At 58.2% G+C, this 18,745-nt stretch carries 17 protein-coding genes and 1 pseudogene; 5 read left to right on the top strand and 13 right to left on the bottom strand.

All coding sequences use genetic code 11. From position 1 onward, the window contains the following. Window positions 1–35: 35 nt before the first annotated feature. Window positions 36–716, bottom strand: a complete 681-nt coding sequence (locus tag CLV84_RS15035) for an endonuclease III domain-containing protein (protein ID WP_104420597.1) — start codon at window positions 714–716, stop codon at window positions 36–38. Window positions 717–794: 78 nt separating this feature from the next. On the opposite strand from CLV84_RS15035, the gene CLV84_RS15030 reads away from it, so the two are divergent. Genes CLV84_RS15030 through CLV84_RS15020 form a run of 3 tightly spaced genes read left to right on the top strand, consistent with a single transcriptional unit; the run spans window position 795 to window position 2,213 of the window. Further along, window positions 795–1,553, top strand: a complete 759-nt coding sequence (locus CLV84_RS15030) for a sulfite exporter TauE/SafE family protein (protein WP_211295261.1) — start codon at window positions 795–797, stop codon at window positions 1,551–1,553. Further along, window positions 1,550–1,786 carry a MoaD/ThiS family protein gene (locus CLV84_RS15025; protein WP_104420596.1) on the top strand — a complete coding sequence of 79 codons (237 nt, stop codon included), beginning with the start codon at window positions 1,550–1,552 and terminating at the stop codon, window positions 1,784–1,786. The genes CLV84_RS15030 and CLV84_RS15025 overlap by 4 nt, the downstream gene beginning before the upstream one ends. Then, window positions 1,779–2,213: a molybdenum cofactor biosynthesis protein MoaE gene (locus tag CLV84_RS15020; RefSeq protein WP_211295260.1), complete on the top strand. Its 435-nt coding sequence runs from the start codon at window positions 1,779–1,781 to the stop codon at window positions 2,211–2,213. The genes CLV84_RS15025 and CLV84_RS15020 overlap by 8 nt, the downstream gene beginning before the upstream one ends. A gap of 406 nt (window positions 2,214–2,619) precedes the next feature. On the opposite strand, the gene CLV84_RS15015 is transcribed toward CLV84_RS15020, so the two are convergent. The 3 genes from CLV84_RS15015 to CLV84_RS15005 all read right to left on the bottom strand — a co-directional run bounded on the left by CLV84_RS15015 (window position 2,620) and on the right by CLV84_RS15005 (window position 5,730). Next, on the bottom strand, window positions 2,620–3,246 hold the full coding sequence (locus CLV84_RS15015) for a carbonic anhydrase (protein WP_104420595.1): 627 nt from the start codon (window positions 3,244–3,246) through the stop codon (window positions 2,620–2,622). Between the two features lie 684 nt (window positions 3,247–3,930). Further along, a complete protein-coding gene (locus tag CLV84_RS15010; protein ID WP_104420594.1) occupies window positions 3,931–5,442 on the bottom strand; it encodes a M20/M25/M40 family metallo-hydrolase in 1,512 nt (503 codons plus the stop codon). Window positions 5,443–5,523: 81 nt separating this feature from the next. After that, window positions 5,524–5,730 (bottom strand): hypothetical protein, encoded by a 207-nt coding sequence (locus CLV84_RS15005; protein WP_104420593.1) that lies wholly within the window; start codon window positions 5,728–5,730, stop codon window positions 5,524–5,526. A gap of 776 nt (window positions 5,731–6,506) precedes the next feature. Between CLV84_RS15005 and CLV84_RS14995 the strand changes: the two genes are divergently transcribed. Next, window positions 6,507–7,802, top strand: a complete 1,296-nt coding sequence (locus CLV84_RS14995; protein WP_104420591.1) for an alpha/beta hydrolase — start codon at window positions 6,507–6,509, stop codon at window positions 7,800–7,802. A 54-nt stretch (window positions 7,803–7,856) separates the two neighbouring features. On the opposite strand, the gene CLV84_RS14990 is transcribed toward CLV84_RS14995, so the two are convergent. From CLV84_RS14990 to CLV84_RS14975, 4 genes are all read right to left on the bottom strand, one after another. Further along, window positions 7,857–9,254 carry a TlpA family protein disulfide reductase gene (locus CLV84_RS14990; RefSeq protein ID WP_170067721.1) on the bottom strand — a complete coding sequence of 466 codons (1,398 nt, stop codon included), beginning with the start codon at window positions 9,252–9,254 and terminating at the stop codon, window positions 7,857–7,859. Window positions 9,255–9,532: 278 nt separating this feature from the next. After that, a complete protein-coding gene (locus tag CLV84_RS14985; protein WP_146088823.1) occupies window positions 9,533–10,216 on the bottom strand; it encodes a DsbA family protein in 684 nt (227 codons plus the stop codon). 104 nt (window positions 10,217–10,320) lie between these two features. After that, complete coding sequence (locus CLV84_RS14980) at window positions 10,321–10,971, bottom strand: NAD(P)-dependent oxidoreductase (RefSeq protein ID WP_104420588.1); 651 nt, start codon at window positions 10,969–10,971, stop codon at window positions 10,321–10,323. Window positions 10,972–11,035: 64 nt separating this feature from the next. Then, entirely contained in the window at window positions 11,036–11,443 is a 408-nt protein-coding gene (locus CLV84_RS14975) for an Rrf2 family transcriptional regulator (protein ID WP_104420587.1), read from the bottom strand. A 200-nt stretch (window positions 11,444–11,643) separates the two neighbouring features. Between CLV84_RS14975 and CLV84_RS14970 the strand changes: the two genes are divergently transcribed. Further along, a complete protein-coding gene (locus CLV84_RS14970) occupies window positions 11,644–12,066 on the top strand; it encodes a DUF983 domain-containing protein (protein ID WP_104420586.1) in 423 nt (140 codons plus the stop codon). 357 nt (window positions 12,067–12,423) lie between these two features. Here the strand turns inward: CLV84_RS14970 and CLV84_RS22335 are convergent. The 5 genes and pseudogenes from CLV84_RS22335 to moaA form a co-directional block, all read right to left on the bottom strand. Further along, a pseudogene (locus CLV84_RS22335) lies at window positions 12,424–12,715 on the bottom strand (nuclear transport factor 2 family protein); the annotation flags it as partial. A gap of 1,065 nt (window positions 12,716–13,780) precedes the next feature. Further along, a complete protein-coding gene (locus CLV84_RS14960) occupies window positions 13,781–15,544 on the bottom strand; it encodes an erythromycin esterase family protein (RefSeq protein ID WP_104420584.1) in 1,764 nt (587 codons plus the stop codon). A gap of 660 nt (window positions 15,545–16,204) precedes the next feature. Then, window positions 16,205–17,248, bottom strand: a complete 1,044-nt coding sequence (locus CLV84_RS14955; RefSeq protein WP_262497222.1) for a HesA/MoeB/ThiF family protein — start codon at window positions 17,246–17,248, stop codon at window positions 16,205–16,207. Continuing rightward, window positions 17,241–17,714, bottom strand: a complete 474-nt coding sequence (gene moaC / locus CLV84_RS14950; RefSeq protein ID WP_104420582.1) for a cyclic pyranopterin monophosphate synthase MoaC — start codon at window positions 17,712–17,714, stop codon at window positions 17,241–17,243. The genes CLV84_RS14955 and moaC overlap by 8 nt, the downstream gene beginning before the upstream one ends. 11 nt (window positions 17,715–17,725) lie before the next feature. Next, a complete protein-coding gene (gene moaA / locus CLV84_RS14945) occupies window positions 17,726–18,700 on the bottom strand; it encodes a GTP 3',8-cyclase MoaA (RefSeq protein ID WP_104420581.1) in 975 nt (324 codons plus the stop codon). Window positions 18,701–18,745: the final 45 nt, after the last annotated feature.

Genomic DNA, 18,745 nt, shown 5'->3' with positions numbered 1-18,745 from the left:
GATTTTGGCCCGCAAAGGTAGCAAACGGGCGGCGGCTATTCCTTCCGCGCAAAGTCACAAAGCCGGTTTACCACACAGTGCGCACAGTCGGGGCCCTTCCAGTGGCATACCCGCTGGCCATGGCGCATGAACCCCTGGTGAGAATCGTACACCCGTTGCCCGTCCCAATCGGCCGGGAGGTAAGCCTGAAGCATTCCGGCGGCCTTGTCCAGGGTTGCTTTCGGGGGCACCAGGCCGATGCGCTGGGCCACCCGGAGGTGGTGGGTATCCACTACCAGCGCCGGCATGCGCAGGCGGCTGAAGCTCAGCACGGCCGCGCTGGTCTTTGCCCCTACCCCGGGAATGGCTTCCAGCCAGTCGCGGGCCTCCTGCACCGAAAGGTCAGCCAGAAAATCCAGTGAGAGGCCCCGCCCGCTGCGCGCTTTCACCTGCCGCAATGCTTCCTGGATCCGCGGGGCTTTGACCTCGGGATAGGTCACCGCGGCGATGGCTTCCTGCAGCCGGTCCGTGGGCGCGTCGATCACTTGTTCCCAGTCGGGAAAAACCTCTAGCAGCCGGCCGTACGCCATCCGGGTCACGGCGTTCTTCGTCCGGTGCGACAGCAGGGCGTTGACCAGTTCGCTCAGCGGGTCACGGGTACTGAATGGTACGAAGGGGGCACCGTAGGTCGTGCACAGTATGTCATCGATTTCCAAAGCACGCAGCCGCTCATCCATACTAGCCGATGTCGCAAGCGGGGCCCCAGGTTCCGGATTGCCCGGCTTTGATTAGGTTTGGAACGAAATTCCTTCTTCGTGGACTACTGGCTGCTGCCCGCTTTCTTCTGTATCGCGTTGCTCTACGCATCGGCCGGCTTCGGTGGCGGGAGCAGCTACCTGGCCGTCCTCGCCTTATCCGGGCTGCCGACCGGTGCCATTCGTCCCATCGCGCTCATCTGCAACCTGGTCGTCACCGGCAGTGGCAGCTGGTCCTTCGCCCGTGCGGGGGTGACCCCGTGGCGCCGGGCCTTGCCCCTCATCCTGGCCAGCATGCCCGCGGCTTTTTTGGGGGGGCGGGTGGTGTTACCCCGTCAACAGTACTTATTGATGCTCGGCCTGCTGCTCTTGCTGGCGGGGCTGCTCATGCTATTCGGTACGGCCAAAACGGCCAAAGCGGCAGAAAAAGGGGGGCGCCGGGGCGCGGGTGCCGTAGCCGTTGCCATCGGCGTGCTGGTTGGTTTCGCTTCGGGAGTGGTCGGCATCGGGGGCGGAATTTTCCTCTCCCCGATGCTGTTTCTTAGCCGCTGGGCGGAAGCGCGGGCCATCGCGGCGACGACAAGCCTGTTCATTGCACTTAACTCCCTGGCGGGCCTGGCCGGTCAGTTCAGCGTTGGATTGGAGTGGCGCCCCGGACTTACCGCGGTCCTGGTCCTGGCGGTGGGGGCCGGTGGCTACCTCGGCACCCGACTGACCCTCGATCGTTTCACCCCCCGGACCATCCGAAATGTAGCCGCCCTGCTCATCCTTTTGGTGGGCACCCGGTTAGTATGGTCGAACTGGCTCATCAACCTATGAAGATTCACTGCTTTGGCGCGGCCCGCGACATCGCCGGCGGCTCCAGCCTGCACCTGGAAGACCTCGAGGGGATTACCATCGGTGACCTCCGGCAAAGGCTCGTGACGGCTTACCCCGGATTTGGCGAATTGGTTTCTTTCGCCATCGCCCGCAATGAGGAATACGCCCGCGACGAGGAACGGATTACCCCCGGCGACGAATTGGTCATCATACCTCCCGTAGCCGGTGGATAAGCCCGACGTACACCACGATATTTTGCTCAGCGACCAGCCGCTTTCCCTGGATCAGTGTCGCGACTTCGTAGCACACCCATCCTGCGGCGGCCTGTGTTTCTTCGTCGGCACCATCCGCGACCTCAACCTGGGTGAAACGGTCACCCACCTCGAATTCGAAGCCTACGCCCCCATGGCCATCAAGGAGATGCGCAAGATTGCCGTTGCCGCCCGGGAAAAATTTGGCCTACACGCCGTAGCCCTATACCACCGTACCGGCGATCTGGCGATCGGTGACGTGGCCGTGATCGTAGCCGTCAGCAGCGTCCATCGCAAACCCGCCTTCGAAGGATGCGAATTCGTGATCGACGAGCTGAAAAAGCACGTTCCGATCTGGAAAAAAGAATTCCGGCCGGACGGCAGTCACTGGCTGAATGCGCGACCGTAAGGTTGGGGTACCTCCTACGGCTTGGAGCGGGGTGCTCGACATAGTAGACGGCAACCTAGCTGGAGGTTCGGCCGGCTAGCAAGTCGCTTTTCTCGTGGGCCGATCGAACGGGCAACGCAGCGGATCAGGGAAAAAATAATTAATGAAGTTCGTTACGAATTTTCCGAAGCTTTTGAGAAGGAAGTCATGCGGCCGAGGCATGTATTTACCATTTCAGCTTTGTGAGCTATGAAAAGCTACAACCTTACTGCATTTTTAATGCCCGTATGTATATATAATGGTTGAAAGCCGAAGTAAATACGGGCTTTGGGTTCCCAACGTAACGTTGGCCTTCCCAACTGTAAGCCTCAGGTAGCTATTGGTATGCGCGGTTTTTATTCGCTCGCCCAGCTTAGCTTCTCGACCATTAGGCAAGGCGATAAATCTCCATGATATCTTGTAAAATCTTCCCGAAGTCGATTTTAAGATCGATAAGTTTGCCGGAATGAATGTCAAACACCCATCCGTGGACAAGTATGCCCCGTTCGTTATTCGCCTTTTGGACCGACGCCGTTTTAATTACGTTCACGCATTGCTCCTGTACATTCAGCTCCACTAAACGCTTGTATTTTGCTTCTTCGTCCGTAATACCGTTTAATTCCGCTCTATGCGTCCGGTATACATCACGGATATTTCTTAACCAGGGGTTCAAAATGCCGAGGTCAGCAGATTCCATGGCTGCCTTTACTCCCCCACAGTAATAATGGCCACATACTACAACGTGTTTGACTTTAAGATGGGAGACTGCATAATCAATCACCGACATCGAACTTAAATCGGTGTTGGGAACCATATTGGCGATGTTTCGATGTACAAATACATCACCGGGGCCGAGTCCCATTAGTTCCTCTGCCGAAACTCTGCTGTCGGAGCAACCGACATAAAGAATTTCAGGACTTTGTCCTTTTGACATGTTGGTGAAGTAGTCTGGATCGACATTTAATTTTTCACTTACCCATGCACTATTCTTCTCAAAGATCTTATCAAGCTTCATGTCTTAAATTTTATGCTTTTTTTATTTGACGCTGATGCGCCGGTAGTAAGGTAACACAATTTCTGAAGTGGCCCCATCGCCCAAACGAGGTGCCTGGGGCGGGCAAAACTATGTACAGTTCACATTACGCATATGTTTGGGACCTCTCAAGAGCGATTCCTTTCTTACCACCCCGCTCGAATCGGCTGGAGAATGATCACCGCAGGAGGAGTGCCGGCGGGAGGTAACTGGTTGTCAGTGAGGTGGTCATCTACCCCGTTGTTGAGCCACCCGCCGGTCTCGTGTCTATTGACAAAACAGTTGCTCGTGATTGATGCGGAAGTTGTCAGCCACCCCCATTTTTCCCATGCGCATGGCTTCTCAGGTCGTTAGCAAGGTGTAGCGGATGGCTCCTTTTCCCGTAGCGGTAAGGCCGAAGAACAAGCAGTGTTTCCACCCTAGCGCTAGTGGCCGTACCAAAGGTTTGATGGCGTTGCTGTCTTATTCGATGTCCCGGTTTCCAAGTGCTCCTCGAATCAGAATAGACGTGTCCTACTCCGCCACTACTAAACAGGGCGATTTATATTTACCTAGTATAATTATAGTGGGCAGGCTTGGTTGAAACTTACGTACTTGAGTCGAGCTTAGAAGTACCCGGGTGTTAAGCAGGGGTGGAAGGGGCTTCCCCACCAATCGAATTATCCCCTACTTTTCCCTGGCGACGTGAATCACTGACAGCCCTCCGTGACCCTTCCCGTCCCGCTCGAGCTCGTCCGCTGGAACCGTCGGCTCGCTCGTCCAGTTTTCATCTACAATGAATTTGTAGTAATGTTTGCCGGCGTCTAGATCAAGGTACGTTTCCCACCCGCCATTCACTCGGTACATTGGCGTCGAAAACATGGCCCAATTATTAAAGCTACCGGTAAGGTACACGCGCTCACTGCCTGCATAACCCGGGAGAAAAAACCGGGAGTTACCCGTACGACTGGCTACGGGATGGTTGTACCGCTTACGCGGCATCGCTTCTTGCTCATTTGCCAGTTGTATCAATAGGTAGGCGACTAATTGAGCATTGTACACCTGATCCTTTTCGGGAACGTACTCGTAGAGATCCAAATCGGTGTGATGCACCAGGGGAATGTAGTCTAGCGGGTCCTGAATGAACTGGAAGGCCGGGACGTTGTGATAGTCAAAGAGTTCGTGATCCGTCTGGTTCGCGTACTGTATGGTCAGCGTATTACTCTCCGGAAAGGGCGCCAGATAGGCCTTCAAGTAGGGCTCGATCTCCCGGTTGCCCATGAGGTAGAGTCCCCTGACCTTGCCAGCGCCATTGTCCAGGTTTAAGTACACGGAATGGTCGTGATTGCCCGGCTGAGCAAGGCCGGTAGTGAAGCTGCCGATGTTATCCTCAACGTAGCGCCGGGAGCCCGCAAAGACCTGTTCCTCGCCGCCCCACAGCATCAGCCTGATGGTTCGCTTAGGTTGGACGTTGAGGACTTGAAGTACTCTGAAGGCCTCCACTAGTACTGCACAGTTAGAAGCGTTATCTACCGCACCGGTGCCTGCGTGCCAACTATCTAGATGTGCTCCTACGGTGATGACTTCGGTACCTAATGAATGGTCCCTCCCCCGGATTTCCGCGATGAGATTGACATTAAATTTCGGCTCTTCAAAGTATGTGACTTTGGATTGCAGAGACAGCCGTACCGGTAGCCCCATATCGACCAGACGGGTAATCCGCCCGAAGCTTTCATTGCTGATCACGAAGGATGGCAGCGGCTTGAAGTCTCCCACTTTATCAAATGATGGAAGCAGCGTGTTGCCATCAGCATGGAGCACACCATAGGGCGCTGAACTGGCTTCCACCAACGCGATCACCCCCTGGTTGGCCGCGAACTGTAGGATCTCCTGCCGCTCTTTTTTCCTCTTTTCCCGGTAGTCGAAGACATCGGTAGTGGAACGTCGACCGTGGTAGCCCACCTGAACATCATTCGGGTCGGGGTTGGCCGTAATTGCCAGGCGGTCAGTCACCGAGAGTCTGCGCGTCACCTCCCCTTCCAGGCTGCGGTTTGGTCGGTAGCTACCGTTGACCAGTACTACCTTTCCATCCAGCGTTCCCGGAAAATTATGCAGGTCTTGAAGTTGGTCGACGATCAGAACTTCCCCCTCCTGCTGCCCGTTCGTGCCGGAACTGTAAGCAAGAGGATAGCCGCGCACCGAGAATCGAGCGGGAGCTGTGACGGCGAGGTGGTGATCGAGTACATTCCACCCCCGGTGACCATCATCAAAGGTTTCAGTTTATACGGTATCGACACCGTAGGTTTTCAGTTCCCCGCGCAGCCACTCCACGGCATTGTAATAGTTGGGCGTACCAAGTAGTCGGGGACCATGTACATCAGCCAGGTAGCTGATGGTGCGCATCAATCTGTCACCGTCGACCTTTTGCTGAATCGATTCTAAGGAAGTGGAAGACACGCTCGGTCCTGCCTCGGCTACTACTTCCATGTCACAGTGGGGACACCGACCAGGGTTGCGAAAATACAGCGTATCACAAGTTAAGTCACAGGGGACGCAACGGTACTGGGCGTATCCACTTACCACCAAGCCAAGAACTACCAGAGTGCAGATCAAATGGGTGAGGCTCATGCTTCCAAAGATAGCTGGATGAGCGATATGCGACAAGGGCGTAGAACCCGTACGTTCATCATGTAAACTAGGGGATTTTCAGGCTTCCCCCGCCGGACCATTTCATTGCACTCCCGACCCAGGGTTCGCGACTGGCGATCTCCACTTTTTGGCGCCCCGACCGCCCCCGTGTCAGTGGCAGTGTCCGTGTCTAAAGGCATTCCCACGCTGGCCATCCATTTTCGGCGAGCCTTTTGCCAGGTCGAGGCGCTCCGCAGTGATGGATGGCTGCTGGTTTCGGCCACAGACTGCTATGCACCATGATTTTCAAGGTGGCGCAGCGGGGGTTTTCGGAGGATCTAGGGTATTATTATACCCTAATCGGGTCCACCATGTTACAATATCGTCGCCACCGGTTCGCCATGCTTCGAGTTTTGGCATTCTTTGCATTGGTTAACTTCACCCCCCTTAGCGGCCAGGCAGACTATGTCAATAGCCCGCTGACTTACGGTGATTATGCCGTTGGTTTTGACCATCAAGTTCGGATCGACAGTAGCCGCGTGTAACGCCGGGAACAGGACTATACCGAACGCCTGCAGTTTCGGGAGATCCCGGTGAGTCGGTGGTATCCTGCCAGCGGAACGGGGCAGGAACGCATGCACGTCGGCGACTACCTATCGGTGCTGAAGGACGAGGAGGAATGGGAGGAATTGCCTACTGAATACACGCTCGATTGGTTCTATTACCCGCGCAATGGCGTTACCGAACGGAACGCTACCTACCCCACCCGCGCGTTTAGCCGGGCCACCCCGGCGTTGGGGCGATTCCCGGTCGTGCTATATGCGCCCAGCTACCAAGCTTCCTCCACCGAAAACTTTATGCTCGGCGAGTACCTGGCCAGTCACGGCTACCTGGTGCTTGCGGCCCCCTCCCGCGGTGCGCGAAACCTCCGGCTGACCGGGGGAACCTCGGAGGATGCTGGCGCCCAGCAACGCGACTTAGCGTATCTGTTCGGTATGGCTGCGGGCCTGCCCCAGGCCGACCCGGAGCACGTCTACACGATCGGGTTTAGCTTCGGTGGGCTGAGCAACGTACCCTTCACCATGGTAAACCGCTTCGTGGACGGCGTCATCAGCCTGGACGGTACGATCAAGTATAATCCGTCGGTCGCGGCGGCGGTACCCGGTTTCGACCTAGCCCGTTTCCGGGTGCCCTTCGTTCACTTTCGGCAAAAGCCCATACCGGACACGATACTGGTGGCGGACGGAATCGACCCCGGCCTCGCACAGCGATTCACCTTTTTGGATTCCCTGCGCGACGTACCCGCTTACGAATTCGAAGCACCGGACCTTACCCACGGACAATTTGCCAGCTACGGACTGCTGTTTGCGCCCCGCGACGAACGGCAGGACCGGCCTGTCGAACGCATCCACCTGGGTTACGCGGGGCTCTGCGAAGCCGTGCTTACTACCTTGCAGTACATGGCAACCTACGCTCGCCAGCAACGGTGGGACGACACCGTCTACGTAGCGAAAATCCTCGAGACTGGCCACCGGCTAATGAACCGGTCCACGGTAACCTCCCCGGCGGCCAAACAGGGAATGGCAGATTTTTTCGATCACGTGCGGCAACGGGGCTACGACCAGATTGATAGCGTGTACTCCGATTTTCGACGGGCCCATCGAGCTTTTGCCGTACCGGAGGGCGTGCTCAATACCGTTGGTCTACAGCTTGGCCTGAGTGATGACGAAGCCAAGCAGCAGGCGGGTACGGCGGTACTCGACTTTGCCGTCGAGCGGTATCCGGAGTCGGCTAATCTCCACGACAGCCTGGCTACGGTTTACCTCCATCGCGGGCTTCGGGACCGGGCCATCTACCACTTCGAGCGGTCGCTGATGTTGTTTCCGGGGAACGAGAATGCTCAGCGGCAGTTGCGTAAATTAGAACAGTAGGCCAACCTAACCGGTCATCCTTGCGATTCGAGAATACGCGGTGGCGAACTTGACTCAGCGAGAATACCCCAAGAGGTCTGCGAAATGCAGCGGATTCAGGCTCTCCACTTGGGATACCTGGATGCGTCCCCGTGCATCGACCAGAACCTTACGGGGGATGCCGGTAATATGATAAGCATTGCGTACCGCCGCTACGTCGGTGGCGCGGTACTCTTGCGGCACCAGGGCGTTGGGATTCCTGTCGAGGTAGGCCTTCCACGGAGTACCGCGTTCGTCGACCGAGATACTGACGACCGTCAGGAGCTCTTCAGTCAGAGCGTACGTGGCGAGTGCCTGAACTTGCGGCTTCTCCGCGATGCACGGTGCGCACCAGGTGGCCCAGAAATCCAGGAGCAACGGTCCATCGGCTATCCCGAGCAGCGAAAGCGTATCTCCGGCGGCATTAACCAATCGGATATCCGCGGCTGCTTCGCCTTCCGCGGCGGAGAGGGTACTTGTGTAGGCGGAGCGGTACAGATCGCGGTAGGGATTCGCGGTATCGCCCTCCATAAACTCGGTCACCGCCCGGATGGCCGCGGCCGGACCACTGCGAGTGAGCAAGTACGCCCCGCCGGACAGCAGCTCGTTCAAATAGACACTCTGGTAGAGCCAGCGTAGGTCTTCATTCGGCACCCGCTCCGCCACAAAGTCGAAGAAGCGATCGACTCCGAGGCTGTCGTGCCGGCGCAAATAATCCATCTCTAACCGTTTTACGGCATTATGCGGCAGCAGGTAGTTCAGCGTGTCCGTTACGTCGATGGCGTCCGAAAAATCCAGCGCGGGATGATCGGCGGCTAAGCTGCTTGCCGTAATGGCATAGAAATACTGAAAGGACTGAATATTCTGTCTGGATTTCTCTACCAAAAGCGCACGATCGTCGGCATCGAGATCGGGGTAGTTCTGTTCCACCAGTGCGGAAACGGCTGCGATCATACTGTCGCCGTAGCTCACGGCCCGTACCGGGTCGTCGGCGCTAAACACCGCCCCGGAGTAGTTTTGGATGATGGCCAACCGCTCGTATTGCAGTCGATTGAAGGCGGCATCGAAAGGCAGGGTGCTGGTCCAGCTGCTGTCCTCGGCAATGCGGATCTCGCGCGATCGCCCCCCTAGGTTGGTAACCACGAACGAAGAATCGGAAGTACCGAGGGTGACGGTGTACATTTTAGGAAGGGCGGGAGTGGTATCCCGGATCTCAAATTCAGTCGTGTCTTCCGCCACCGCTGATTCGGTAATTAACCGCCGGATGGAAACGGGTAGCTCGGAAACGATGTGAATCTCGCACGTAGGTGCCTCCCGATCGGGCGAACAGCCGAGGGTAAAAAGGAAGAGGAGGAGAAGGGCGCAGGGGTAGCCGGCGGAGTGGGGTAAAAATCCAGTGGTTTCCGCGGATTTCCTGCTTAGGCGATTGGGCATAATTCCCAAGATAAAGGTAAGCATCCCAATACGTTAGGCGTTTCTTATCCAGCGTGCACCTGTGGGCAAAGGCTGTAATTCCCAATCACGCTTACATAGGCTACCGTTTTTCCCTTACATGCGGCGTTGCCCATCGTGCACAGCCCTGGTCGAGCTCCCAACGTTCAGCCCCCTTCAGAACAGCTATCTACAACCAACACCCGCATGTTGAACGGAAGGATCGAAGTGCCCGCGCAACACGACTTGCCCCCAATACCCTCATTGTCAATACAGTCACGCTAGCCTTGGCCTAAGGAAGGCGTACCGACGCTGCCACCAGGCCAGCTGCGGTACGGAATTTCATTAGCCATTACCCGAAGCGCACTGCAACACGGCATCGACCGCCCGGGTGATCTCCTCCGGGGGTGCGTAACCGCTTTCAAAACCTGGGTTACGTCTCCGGTTTGAAGGAGCAGCGTGGGAAAGCCGCTCGCGTACCCCCGGGCCATACGGAAGGTCTCCTGGGTGCGGGACCGGGCCGCAGCACCGCGGAAGGCAGCGAGGAAGTCGTCAGGAGGAATACCAAGTTGCTCACAGAGGGGCAGGTAGGCGGCTTCCCGGTTCACGTCCAGCCCCTCCCGAAACCGGAGGGCCACCACGCCCAGCGCGAACCGGACGTTGTGTTCGGGCCAGTGGTGCTGCACGGTGACAATAGCACGCGAAGGCACTTCGCTGTCGAGTACGATCTCGTGTTGGCGGATCAGGTCCAGGTACGGTGAGCCGAAGACCATACCGCTGCGGTCGTGGATCGCTTGGTCGTGCCGGAGGAAGTAGGAGGTCATACCCGGCGACTGGACGCGGGTATGGTCTCCCGTCCACAGACCGCCGGGGAGCACCTGAAAGTCCACCTGGCCCCGGTACGTATCGTACACTGTCTGCATGGTCCGGTTGTTGCCGTAGCACCACCCGCAGAGTGGGTCCATGACGTAAATAATTTTTGGTTTTTCCGAAGGGGTCGTCATACGTGGGTAAATGAGCGGGACGAGAAAAGTACCCCGCCGGCGGTGGGCCGGCGGGGCGAAACGGTTTAGTAGGCTACGGTGAAGCGTTGGCGCGAATGCTTGGGGTTTTCCAGCTCGTCGACGATGGCCACCGCCAGGTCTTCGACCGAAATGACGCTACGCCCGGCTTCGTCGTAGACCGGTGTATCCAGCCCCTCGCGGTAGGCACCGAGGCGCTCGCCGGAGGTACCCTGGTGCATTTCCAGGGCCGGGCTCAGGAAGGTCCAGTCTAGCTCCTGCTCCCGTTGGAGTTCGGTGAGGTAATCGCGGGCGGCGAGGGCACCGGCCTTCCACTCGTCGGGAAAGCCCTCGGTATCTACCGCCTGCAGGTCGTCGGCCACGTAAAGGCTGCCGGCACCGCCCACGACAAGCAGTCGTCGGACACCGGCCTGCTTTACGCCCTGCTGAATGGATGCGGAGCCGTGGAGGAATTCTTCGTACAGGTTAGGGTTGGTCCAGCCGGGGTTAAAGGCACTGACGACGGCATCATGCCCTGCCACCACGGAGGCCAGCGCACCGGTGTTCAATACATCTAGCGGTTCGGCGACCACTCCCGTTTGCGATTCTAGGTCCCCGGAATGGCGGGAAATGGCCGTTACCCGGTGGCCCCGGCGCGTTAGTTCGTTTAGCGTGGCGCGGCCGACCAAGCCGGTGGCACCGATCAGTACAATATTCATGGGAGAAATTGAGTGAAGGATAGATTTAACTGTAAGTATTTTTGTTTCAGTTTTAGGCAAAAGTTCAATCGAGCTTCCGGCCGAAATCCTCGAGGGTAAGCTGCCCGAGCTGGTTCAGCAGGGCTTCGTCCGCCCGGCAATAGAGTTCCTGCAGGTGTCCATTGATCTGCCTGCCCACGGGACATTCCGGATTGGGCTCGTTGGAGCGGCCCAGCACGTGGGTATCGTTTACGAGTTGGTATACCTCGGACAAATGAATCTGCGTGGCGGGCTTACCCAGGGAGTAGCCGCCGCCCCTACCCTCTTTGCTGGTCACCAGGCCGTGATCGCGCAGGTTGCTAAGCTCCTTACGCACCACCGCCGGGTTGACGTTCACGCTTCCGGCCATATAATCGGACGACAGCAGCTCACCGCGGTTTAGCCGGAGCAGGGTCAGCAGGTGAAGGGCCGTGGCAAAGCGTCCGTTATTCATTTGGGGTCGAAGTTCAAGGGGGTTTGCGGAGCGAGCCAATCCGGACCGCGCCGCGCAAAAAATTGAGTAGAATTAATACTGTAACAAAACTAATTACAGAATGGTTTGTCTTCAAATTACCGTTCTTTCGGATCGTTGCATCGACGTAAACGGATCGATCAATATCCGGCGGAACCGATTTCTCCGAAAATCATAGCACTATGGCTTCCATTCTTGCCAACATCTTCGCCCTGCAGTGCCCTACCTGCCACCAGGGAGATCTCTTCCCGACGGGTTCGTTCTCCTTCAATCGTCCGTTCGACCAGTACAAGCACTGCCCGGCCTGTGGCCAGAATTACTTTCCCGAGCCGGGATTCTATTACGGATCGATGTTCATCTCGTACATCGGATCGGGATTTGCCTGTCTAGCGATCGTGATGTTCCTACGGTGGGTACTCGGTTGGTCGATGATTGCTTCGTTTGCCACGCTTATCGCCATTGTGGCCGTCGTCTTTGTCTGGTGGTTCCGCTTCGCCCGGTCCGTATGGATTCATATGGTCTGCAAATACAAGCCCGAAGTGGCGGCCGCCGTCGCCTCGGGGGCCCTGGAAGTACCGCCTCCGGAGACCTCTGATCGAAGCTAGAGTTCCCGCTGCACGGTTCGCGATTGTCATGGCTCGTCGCCTGTTACAACGGTTTAATATCGGGTTGAAATAACTGAGTACCCGGCCAAAGGGCCCGAACGAGCGGAAACGGTGCACGTCGCCGGCGCGGCGTCCGCATCAACCAAGAGTGGAAGCCCCATCCCGCTGGAATGCGCCAAAGGTCGAAAGCGAACACCTTCCCTGAGCTACCCGGATTCCGGCAATCGCTACGCGAATTACCGGTTGTGCGGTCCGCTCTCCGAAGGGCAGTGGTCGACCCGCTGGCCAATTGCGCTGCCGCGCCAGTTCCTGCACCATGACTCGGCAGACTCCGGCACCCTAGTGCTGCCGTTCGTGCTAGTCCCGGACGCTACTGGAGGTCATCCCGAGCATGCTCCAGTGGCCAGTCCGCTGCTGGTAAATTTCCGTGACCGTAAACTCCGTGGTGACCGTGTTTCCCCGCACCTTCGCCGTCAGCGTGATCCGGTTCCAGAGCACCGCCGTGTTATCCCATGCTTCCACCACGAAGTCGCGCACTACAGCTTTGGCGTAGTGGATATTTCCGGTCGTTAATAATGTCGAGTTCCCGTGCCTTGCCCCAGGTGCCGCTCATGTGCACGAAGCGCGCACCGTCGGCAAACAGCACGGCCGAGTAGGGAGTCGAGCACACGGCCCTGCCGCGCGCGTATTTGGGCCCGCCCTGGTCGAAGGGGGGCGACTTCCGCTCCCGCGGCGTCCGCAATGCCGCTGGCCTGCCGCTCCTCCAGGGTGATCATCAGCGTTTGGATGCTACGGGGGTAGCCGCATAGGCGTACAAATGGAGCATCACCTCGCGGCACTCATTGACGGTGATTCCCGCGTCCAACGCATTTGCGAAGGTGGTATACAGGCCGGTCGAGTTCAAAGATAGCCGCCAGCGAAGCGAGCGTAGTCAGGTGGCGGTTACGCTCGCTTACCGCCCGATGACGTCGGTGGCGGTCCGCTGTACGGGAATCCCCCCGCGGCGTTCCGCCTCGGTCACCGGCGTACCCCAGCTGACCGCCCGTCCGGGCGGTCCGTGGTGAGGGCCAACTGCACGAACCGGTAGTCGTAAGCCGCACCGTGCCCGCGCTCGACGCCCGGCGGACACTGTACCGGTTCCCCCTTACGAAGGAGGCGGACGGGTTCTGCGCTGCTGGTAGTCGTCCCGCCCCGTCGAGGACCAGGAGGGACTGACCGCCGGGGTGCTGGCGCGTTTCGAGGCCCTGCTGCACGACTAATTCGGTGACGCCGCCGCAGCCGAGCGCGACGGCCGACCTTCGGTTACCTACTTCACCGAGCGGCTGCATCGCTCGCCCAACTACTTTTGCGACCTGGTGAAGATGGAAACCGGCAAGTCGCCCCGGGAACCACATTCAGTTCCGGGTCATCAAACTGGCCAAGGAGCGGCGCTCCGGCGCGCGGCGTAGCCGAAAGCGCCTGTGAACTCGACTTTCCGTGCCTCCAGCACTTCAGCCGTATGTTCAAGAAACCGACGGGCATGATCCCGGTAGAGGTCCGGAATAATTGAGGCACCCATCGATTAGTGTGATGCATAATCCAGCATTGCTGCCTCCGGTGCCCCGACACATGGTTTAGGTTTAGCTGCCAAAAAGGAAGAACGGGAGATGCCCTTGTCCTACATTTTGCTAGGTTACACTGCTAACCTGGGTGTATACAGAGGATACAGTACCTCCTACTCATACCCGTAAAGCACCTGGATGGGCAGCACCCGCGAAGGCGAAGAGGTACCCACGAAGAAGATCATATCGTACGCCTCAGTCAGGTTTTCTTTGCCGAACTCCGACCAGGGCTTGACCGTGCCAACCTTTCGGAATTGCAGCTCATGCCGGAACCAGTCAGCGTAGGGGGTAGTATCCTGCGCCATTTCCCTTAAGTCCAGGTAAAACATCGGCTCATCCAGGCGGTCAAACCAGTATTCGTAGGTGGCCGGGTAAGGATTTTCTGCCTCCACGGTCTCCTTAACGCCGTGGCGCGAGTGAGTGTACTGCCCGCCGGCGAAGGCGAAGCCCACCGCCACGTAATCGGAACCGAGCGACTTCGCCAGGTGCTCCCCCATCCGCCCGTCAACTTTCAGCACATGCTGGTTATGTGCCCACACAACTGCTTTACCGTAATCCTCTACACTGCGAATCCACTCGACGTTTTCGGCCAGGTAGCCGTCGCGTAGAATACCCTTTTGGTCCACGAACTGCTCGATCAGTCGGACCATGTGACTTAGCCAGCGCGTATCGCGCGCCGAGAGGTTTGCTTCAGCAATCGCTGCGTTGAGTTTGGGAATCACGCGGTTTACCACCTCCAGGTAACGGTCCGGTATAAGGTAGCCGGAGCCCTCGTGACGGTTGAAGCGGACGAGGTCAAGTTTACTCCGTAGTTCCACCAGGTCCGCCAGCAACTCGGCGTCGTCGCCGAACCGGCCCTCCAGGATTCGCCAGGCTTGCGTATAGTTCTGCATGTCCATACCCGTAAAGCGGGGACGTACCTCTCCGGGGGCGTGACGCATTCCCTCGATTAACTCCACCACTTCCTCGGTCTGCCAGGGCCAGTAACCAATGTCCTTCAGCAACTCCGGGACGGATTCCTCCCCGGTTTCGAGGTAATCGTTGACGGCATAGGACGGAATCAGGGGCCCCTCCAGCACGAATGTCCGGAAGTCATGGTGCTGGTGCAGGTAACGCCACAGCCGATCCTTAAGCGTGAATATCTCGTGCGAGCCGTGAGTGGACTCCCCCAGTCCGACCACGGCGCGCTCCCCCACCGCCGCCCCGAATGCCGCCAGGTCCGTAGTAGTGGGATAGTCCGCCGCCGTCGACCGGAGGGGGTGCACGTACTGCCGCAGCCACTCCAACCGGGGATCGTCGGGCCGGGTCGGTGAAACCGCAAGGTTCTTCTTGATGTCGTAGGGCTCCCCATCGATGAAGAGTTGCAGGGCGTCGAAGCTCAGCTCGCCCCGCCCCCCAAATACGCCACCAAACATAACGAACGCTGCCTCTTCGGGTACCGTCAGCTCCAGCGACACGGTAGTCCAGTCACCGGGCTGTCCCAGCGGCTGATCGTAAGTGTGGGAAAAGGCGATGGTGCCTCTACTTTCGTGGTCTACCCGGGCGAGGTACCCAGCGGTATCGTATTCAGAATTCATCGCCGCACGAATCATACCCTCCAATCGGATAACCTGGCCCGCCACCAAACTAGCCGGCAGCCGGGTTGAGATGGCAGCATAGGTAGAATCTTTATCCCGGACGGACCTGATGGTAAGGCACCGTGCCCCGGAAGCCGGATCCTTGGTAGAGAGTTCAGTGGAGTAGTTCGGGCCGCCGAAGAACCAACCGCCGGGGAGGTTACCCTCGGGGCCCTGGCGTTCGAAGTCCAGGTTCAGATCGCCCTGTGCCCATCCGGTAGAACCAATCAAAAAAGTTAGGAGGATAATTAGAAAGGGCATGGGTGGCTTGGCTTAGGTAACGGTGTGTGGGACACGCACGGGGCGGGTTTCGGAAGCTGAGGCTACCCATAAGATAGGAACTATTGGATGCCTACATTATCTACGATGTAACTGAGCCGCGGCTTGGTGGTTGCTGCAATAACTCGGATTTTCCAACCCCGATACTACGTTACCTAGTTGAAGGGGGGTAGTCAGTTAAGTACGGCTCGACAAGTTTCTTTACTCGTAAATCACACGCTGCAACACTATCCCCATAGCATTTCAAGATTCGCCACTCCCTCACCCGGATAGCTAGTAAACCCGGTCCAACCTATTCCCGAATCCGCAAGATTTGAAACACTATTGATGTAGTATTCGCCTGGTGCATGCAAGCCTGCGGTCGAAGCCTATTGACCATAGTTAGGGCTCCACTTCCGCTTCTATACTACAACCCCCCTTCTATCCTACCCAAAAAGGCCCTTTTCAGTCCGGAATCGGCTTTTTAGGCAGCGGTTCGTTTCCTACTCCGCATCCGGATTAACAAGCGCACATAATTTGCCCAGTGCAGGAACCCGGCCATTGGTGAGCCGGAGACGAAGTAGTTGAAGACCACAGGATCGGTAACAGCCCAGCAACTTCCGGAAGTGAACGGCCGATAACCTAGGATACTTACCTCTCCGCCTACTCCGTCCCCATTCCCGCCACCCCACCCCGCAAACTGACTACCTCCAGCTCCGGCCGTTCCTTGACCAGCTGCGCCGCCAGCACCAGACTCAGTTTCCCGGAATTGCAGTAGAGTAAATACTTCCCGCCGTCTTCCATCTGTTCCAGGCACTGCCCGAAGGGGTTGCGCTGATCGAGGCGGCGAACGCCGGCGGGCAAGTCGGGCTCCCGCGCTTCGGAGAGCATGCTGAACACCGCGTCGTAACCGGGGGGAGTGAGGGTGTCGTGCTCTACCTCTAGCCGATCCCGACTACGGGAAGGTTTCACTCCGGCCCAGGGATCCACGTTCGGCGCGGTATAGGTCTTCTGGAGTTTCACCCGGTGCTGGCTGTTGTCAAGGGCGTTGTAGGTCACCAACCGATCTACGGGGGGATCGCCGATATCGAGCAGGTAGCAGAGCGCCGCGTTGGCTTGCAACATGGCCACGATTCCCACGGCGGTGGGCAGCACGCCGGCCGTGGCGCAGTCGGGCATCGCGGGGTCGGGGTCGGGGTAGACGTCCCGCAGGTGAATGCCACCCGGTCGATTCTCAAACAAAGCCACGTAGCCGCTGTACCCCTGGGCCGCGGCGTAAACCAGTGGAATACCCAGACTTACACAGGCATCATTCAGCAGGTGTTTTGTCACCGCGTCGTCGGTACCGTCCAGTACGAGGTGGGCTCCCTGCAGTAGGATACGGGCATTCCCCGCCGCCAGGTGACGGGCCACGGCGTTTACCTTCACTTCGGGGTTGAGCCGCTCCAGGTGGGCCTTCAGCTGGTCCACCTTGTACGCAGCCGCATCCGCCGTGTAAAAGACCTGACGGTGCAGATTCGTACGCTCGGGCCGGTCGCCGTCGATGAGGCGGATGGATCCGATACCCGCTCCGGCCAGATAAGCCGCCGCCGGACTACCCAGTCCGCCACATCCCACGATCACCACCCGAGCGGCGGCAAGCTTTTTCTGCCCCTCCGCGCCTATTTCGGACAGCATAGTCTGACGTGCATACCGGTTCTCAGCCACGATCGTAGTCACTTTTTCCACCCCGCTTTTCTTCCAGGCGTAAGTCCTTGATCTCAATGTCGTGCGACATTGCCTTGCACATATCGTAAACCGTGAGCGCCGCCACCGACGCCCCGTGCAGGGCCTCCATTTCTACCCCGGTTTTTCCTTCCGTTCGAACGGTGCAGCTGACCAACAGGCTCTCCGCTCCGTCGTCGTCGACCGTGACCCGGCAACCGTGGATGGGGAGGGGGTGGCAGAGGGGAATGATCTGGGACGTTTGTTTCACGGCCATGGTCGCCGCGATGACGGCCGTCTGAATGACGGACCCTTTACCCGTAGAGAAGTCGCCCCGCCGCAATTCGTGCATGATCGCGGTGCCTAGAAGGACCCTGCAGGTAGCCGTAGCACTTCGTTTGGTAACCGCTTTATCGCCTACGTCGACCATGGCGGGCCGACCGGTTTCGTCAAGGTGGGAAAGAGGCATATTGGTTGATTTTATCCGCCGATGCTCGTCATACTGGCGAAGATGTTTCCCTGCTGCTCGCGGCGCTCCGTTTCGTGGCCGCTAGCGTATTTCCCGTACACGAATTCCCGGATCAGGGTTGCGAGATCGTCCCGGTCGATGCCGCTGCGCAACAGGGGAAGGAGTTCGAGACCGCGGGTGGAATACAAGCAGTTGAGTAAGGTTCCGCGTGGGGTAATCCGCAGGCGATCGCAGGTGCCGCACAACGACCGGCTATAAGCCGGAATGATGGCCACGTTGCCTCGGTAGCCGGGCACGCTGAAGGTGACCGCGCTGCCCCCCTGCCGTTCATTTTGGGAGAGATCCGGATAACGCTCCAGCAAGCGGAGTCGCATGCTGTCGTACGACAGAAAGACGTCATGGTTACCGTCGTCGTCGTTGAAGGGCATGGCTTCGATGAAGCGGACGTCCAGGTCATTGTCACGGGTCAGCTCGACGAAATCGTAAAGCTCGTCGTCGTTGATACCGCGCATGACGACCACGTTGATCTTGGTCCGGCAGCCGCGCTCGAGCAGCATTTCGAGGGCGTTATACGTACCGGCGAAGTTGTCGCGGCGGGTAATGCGCTCGAAACGCTCGGGGCGGAGGGTGTCTAAACTCAGGTTGTACGTCCGGAGCCCGTGTTCCATCAGCTCGTCCAGATAGCGGGGAAGCAGCAGGCCGTTGGTCGTCATGGCGAGCTTAGGGAACTGTTTATTGAGACCGGCTACGAGAGTGGTCAACTCCCGACGCACCAGGGGCTCCCCGCCGGTGAGGCGTACTTTCTCTACTCCCATTTCGGCGAGAACGCCACAGAACAGGAGGATCTCGTCGTAGGTGAGTAAAGCCTCCCGATCGGCGAAGGCGATCCCCTCTTCGGGCATGCAGTAGCGGCAGCGTAGGTTACACCGATCCGTTACCGCCAGCCGGAGGTATTTGATTTGCCGGCCGTGTTGGTCGAGGAGCATGTACTAAGGTACACTTCAGGGGCGGTTGTGTTGCGTGCCCGGGTG

The sequence above is a fragment of the Neolewinella xylanilytica genome, assembly GCF_002934605.1.
GTDB classification, from domain to species: Bacteria; Bacteroidota; Bacteroidia; order Chitinophagales; family Saprospiraceae; genus Neolewinella; species Neolewinella xylanilytica.
Note: the sequence above shows the minus strand (reverse complement) of the source record. Positions and strands in the feature narration are given on the sequence as shown.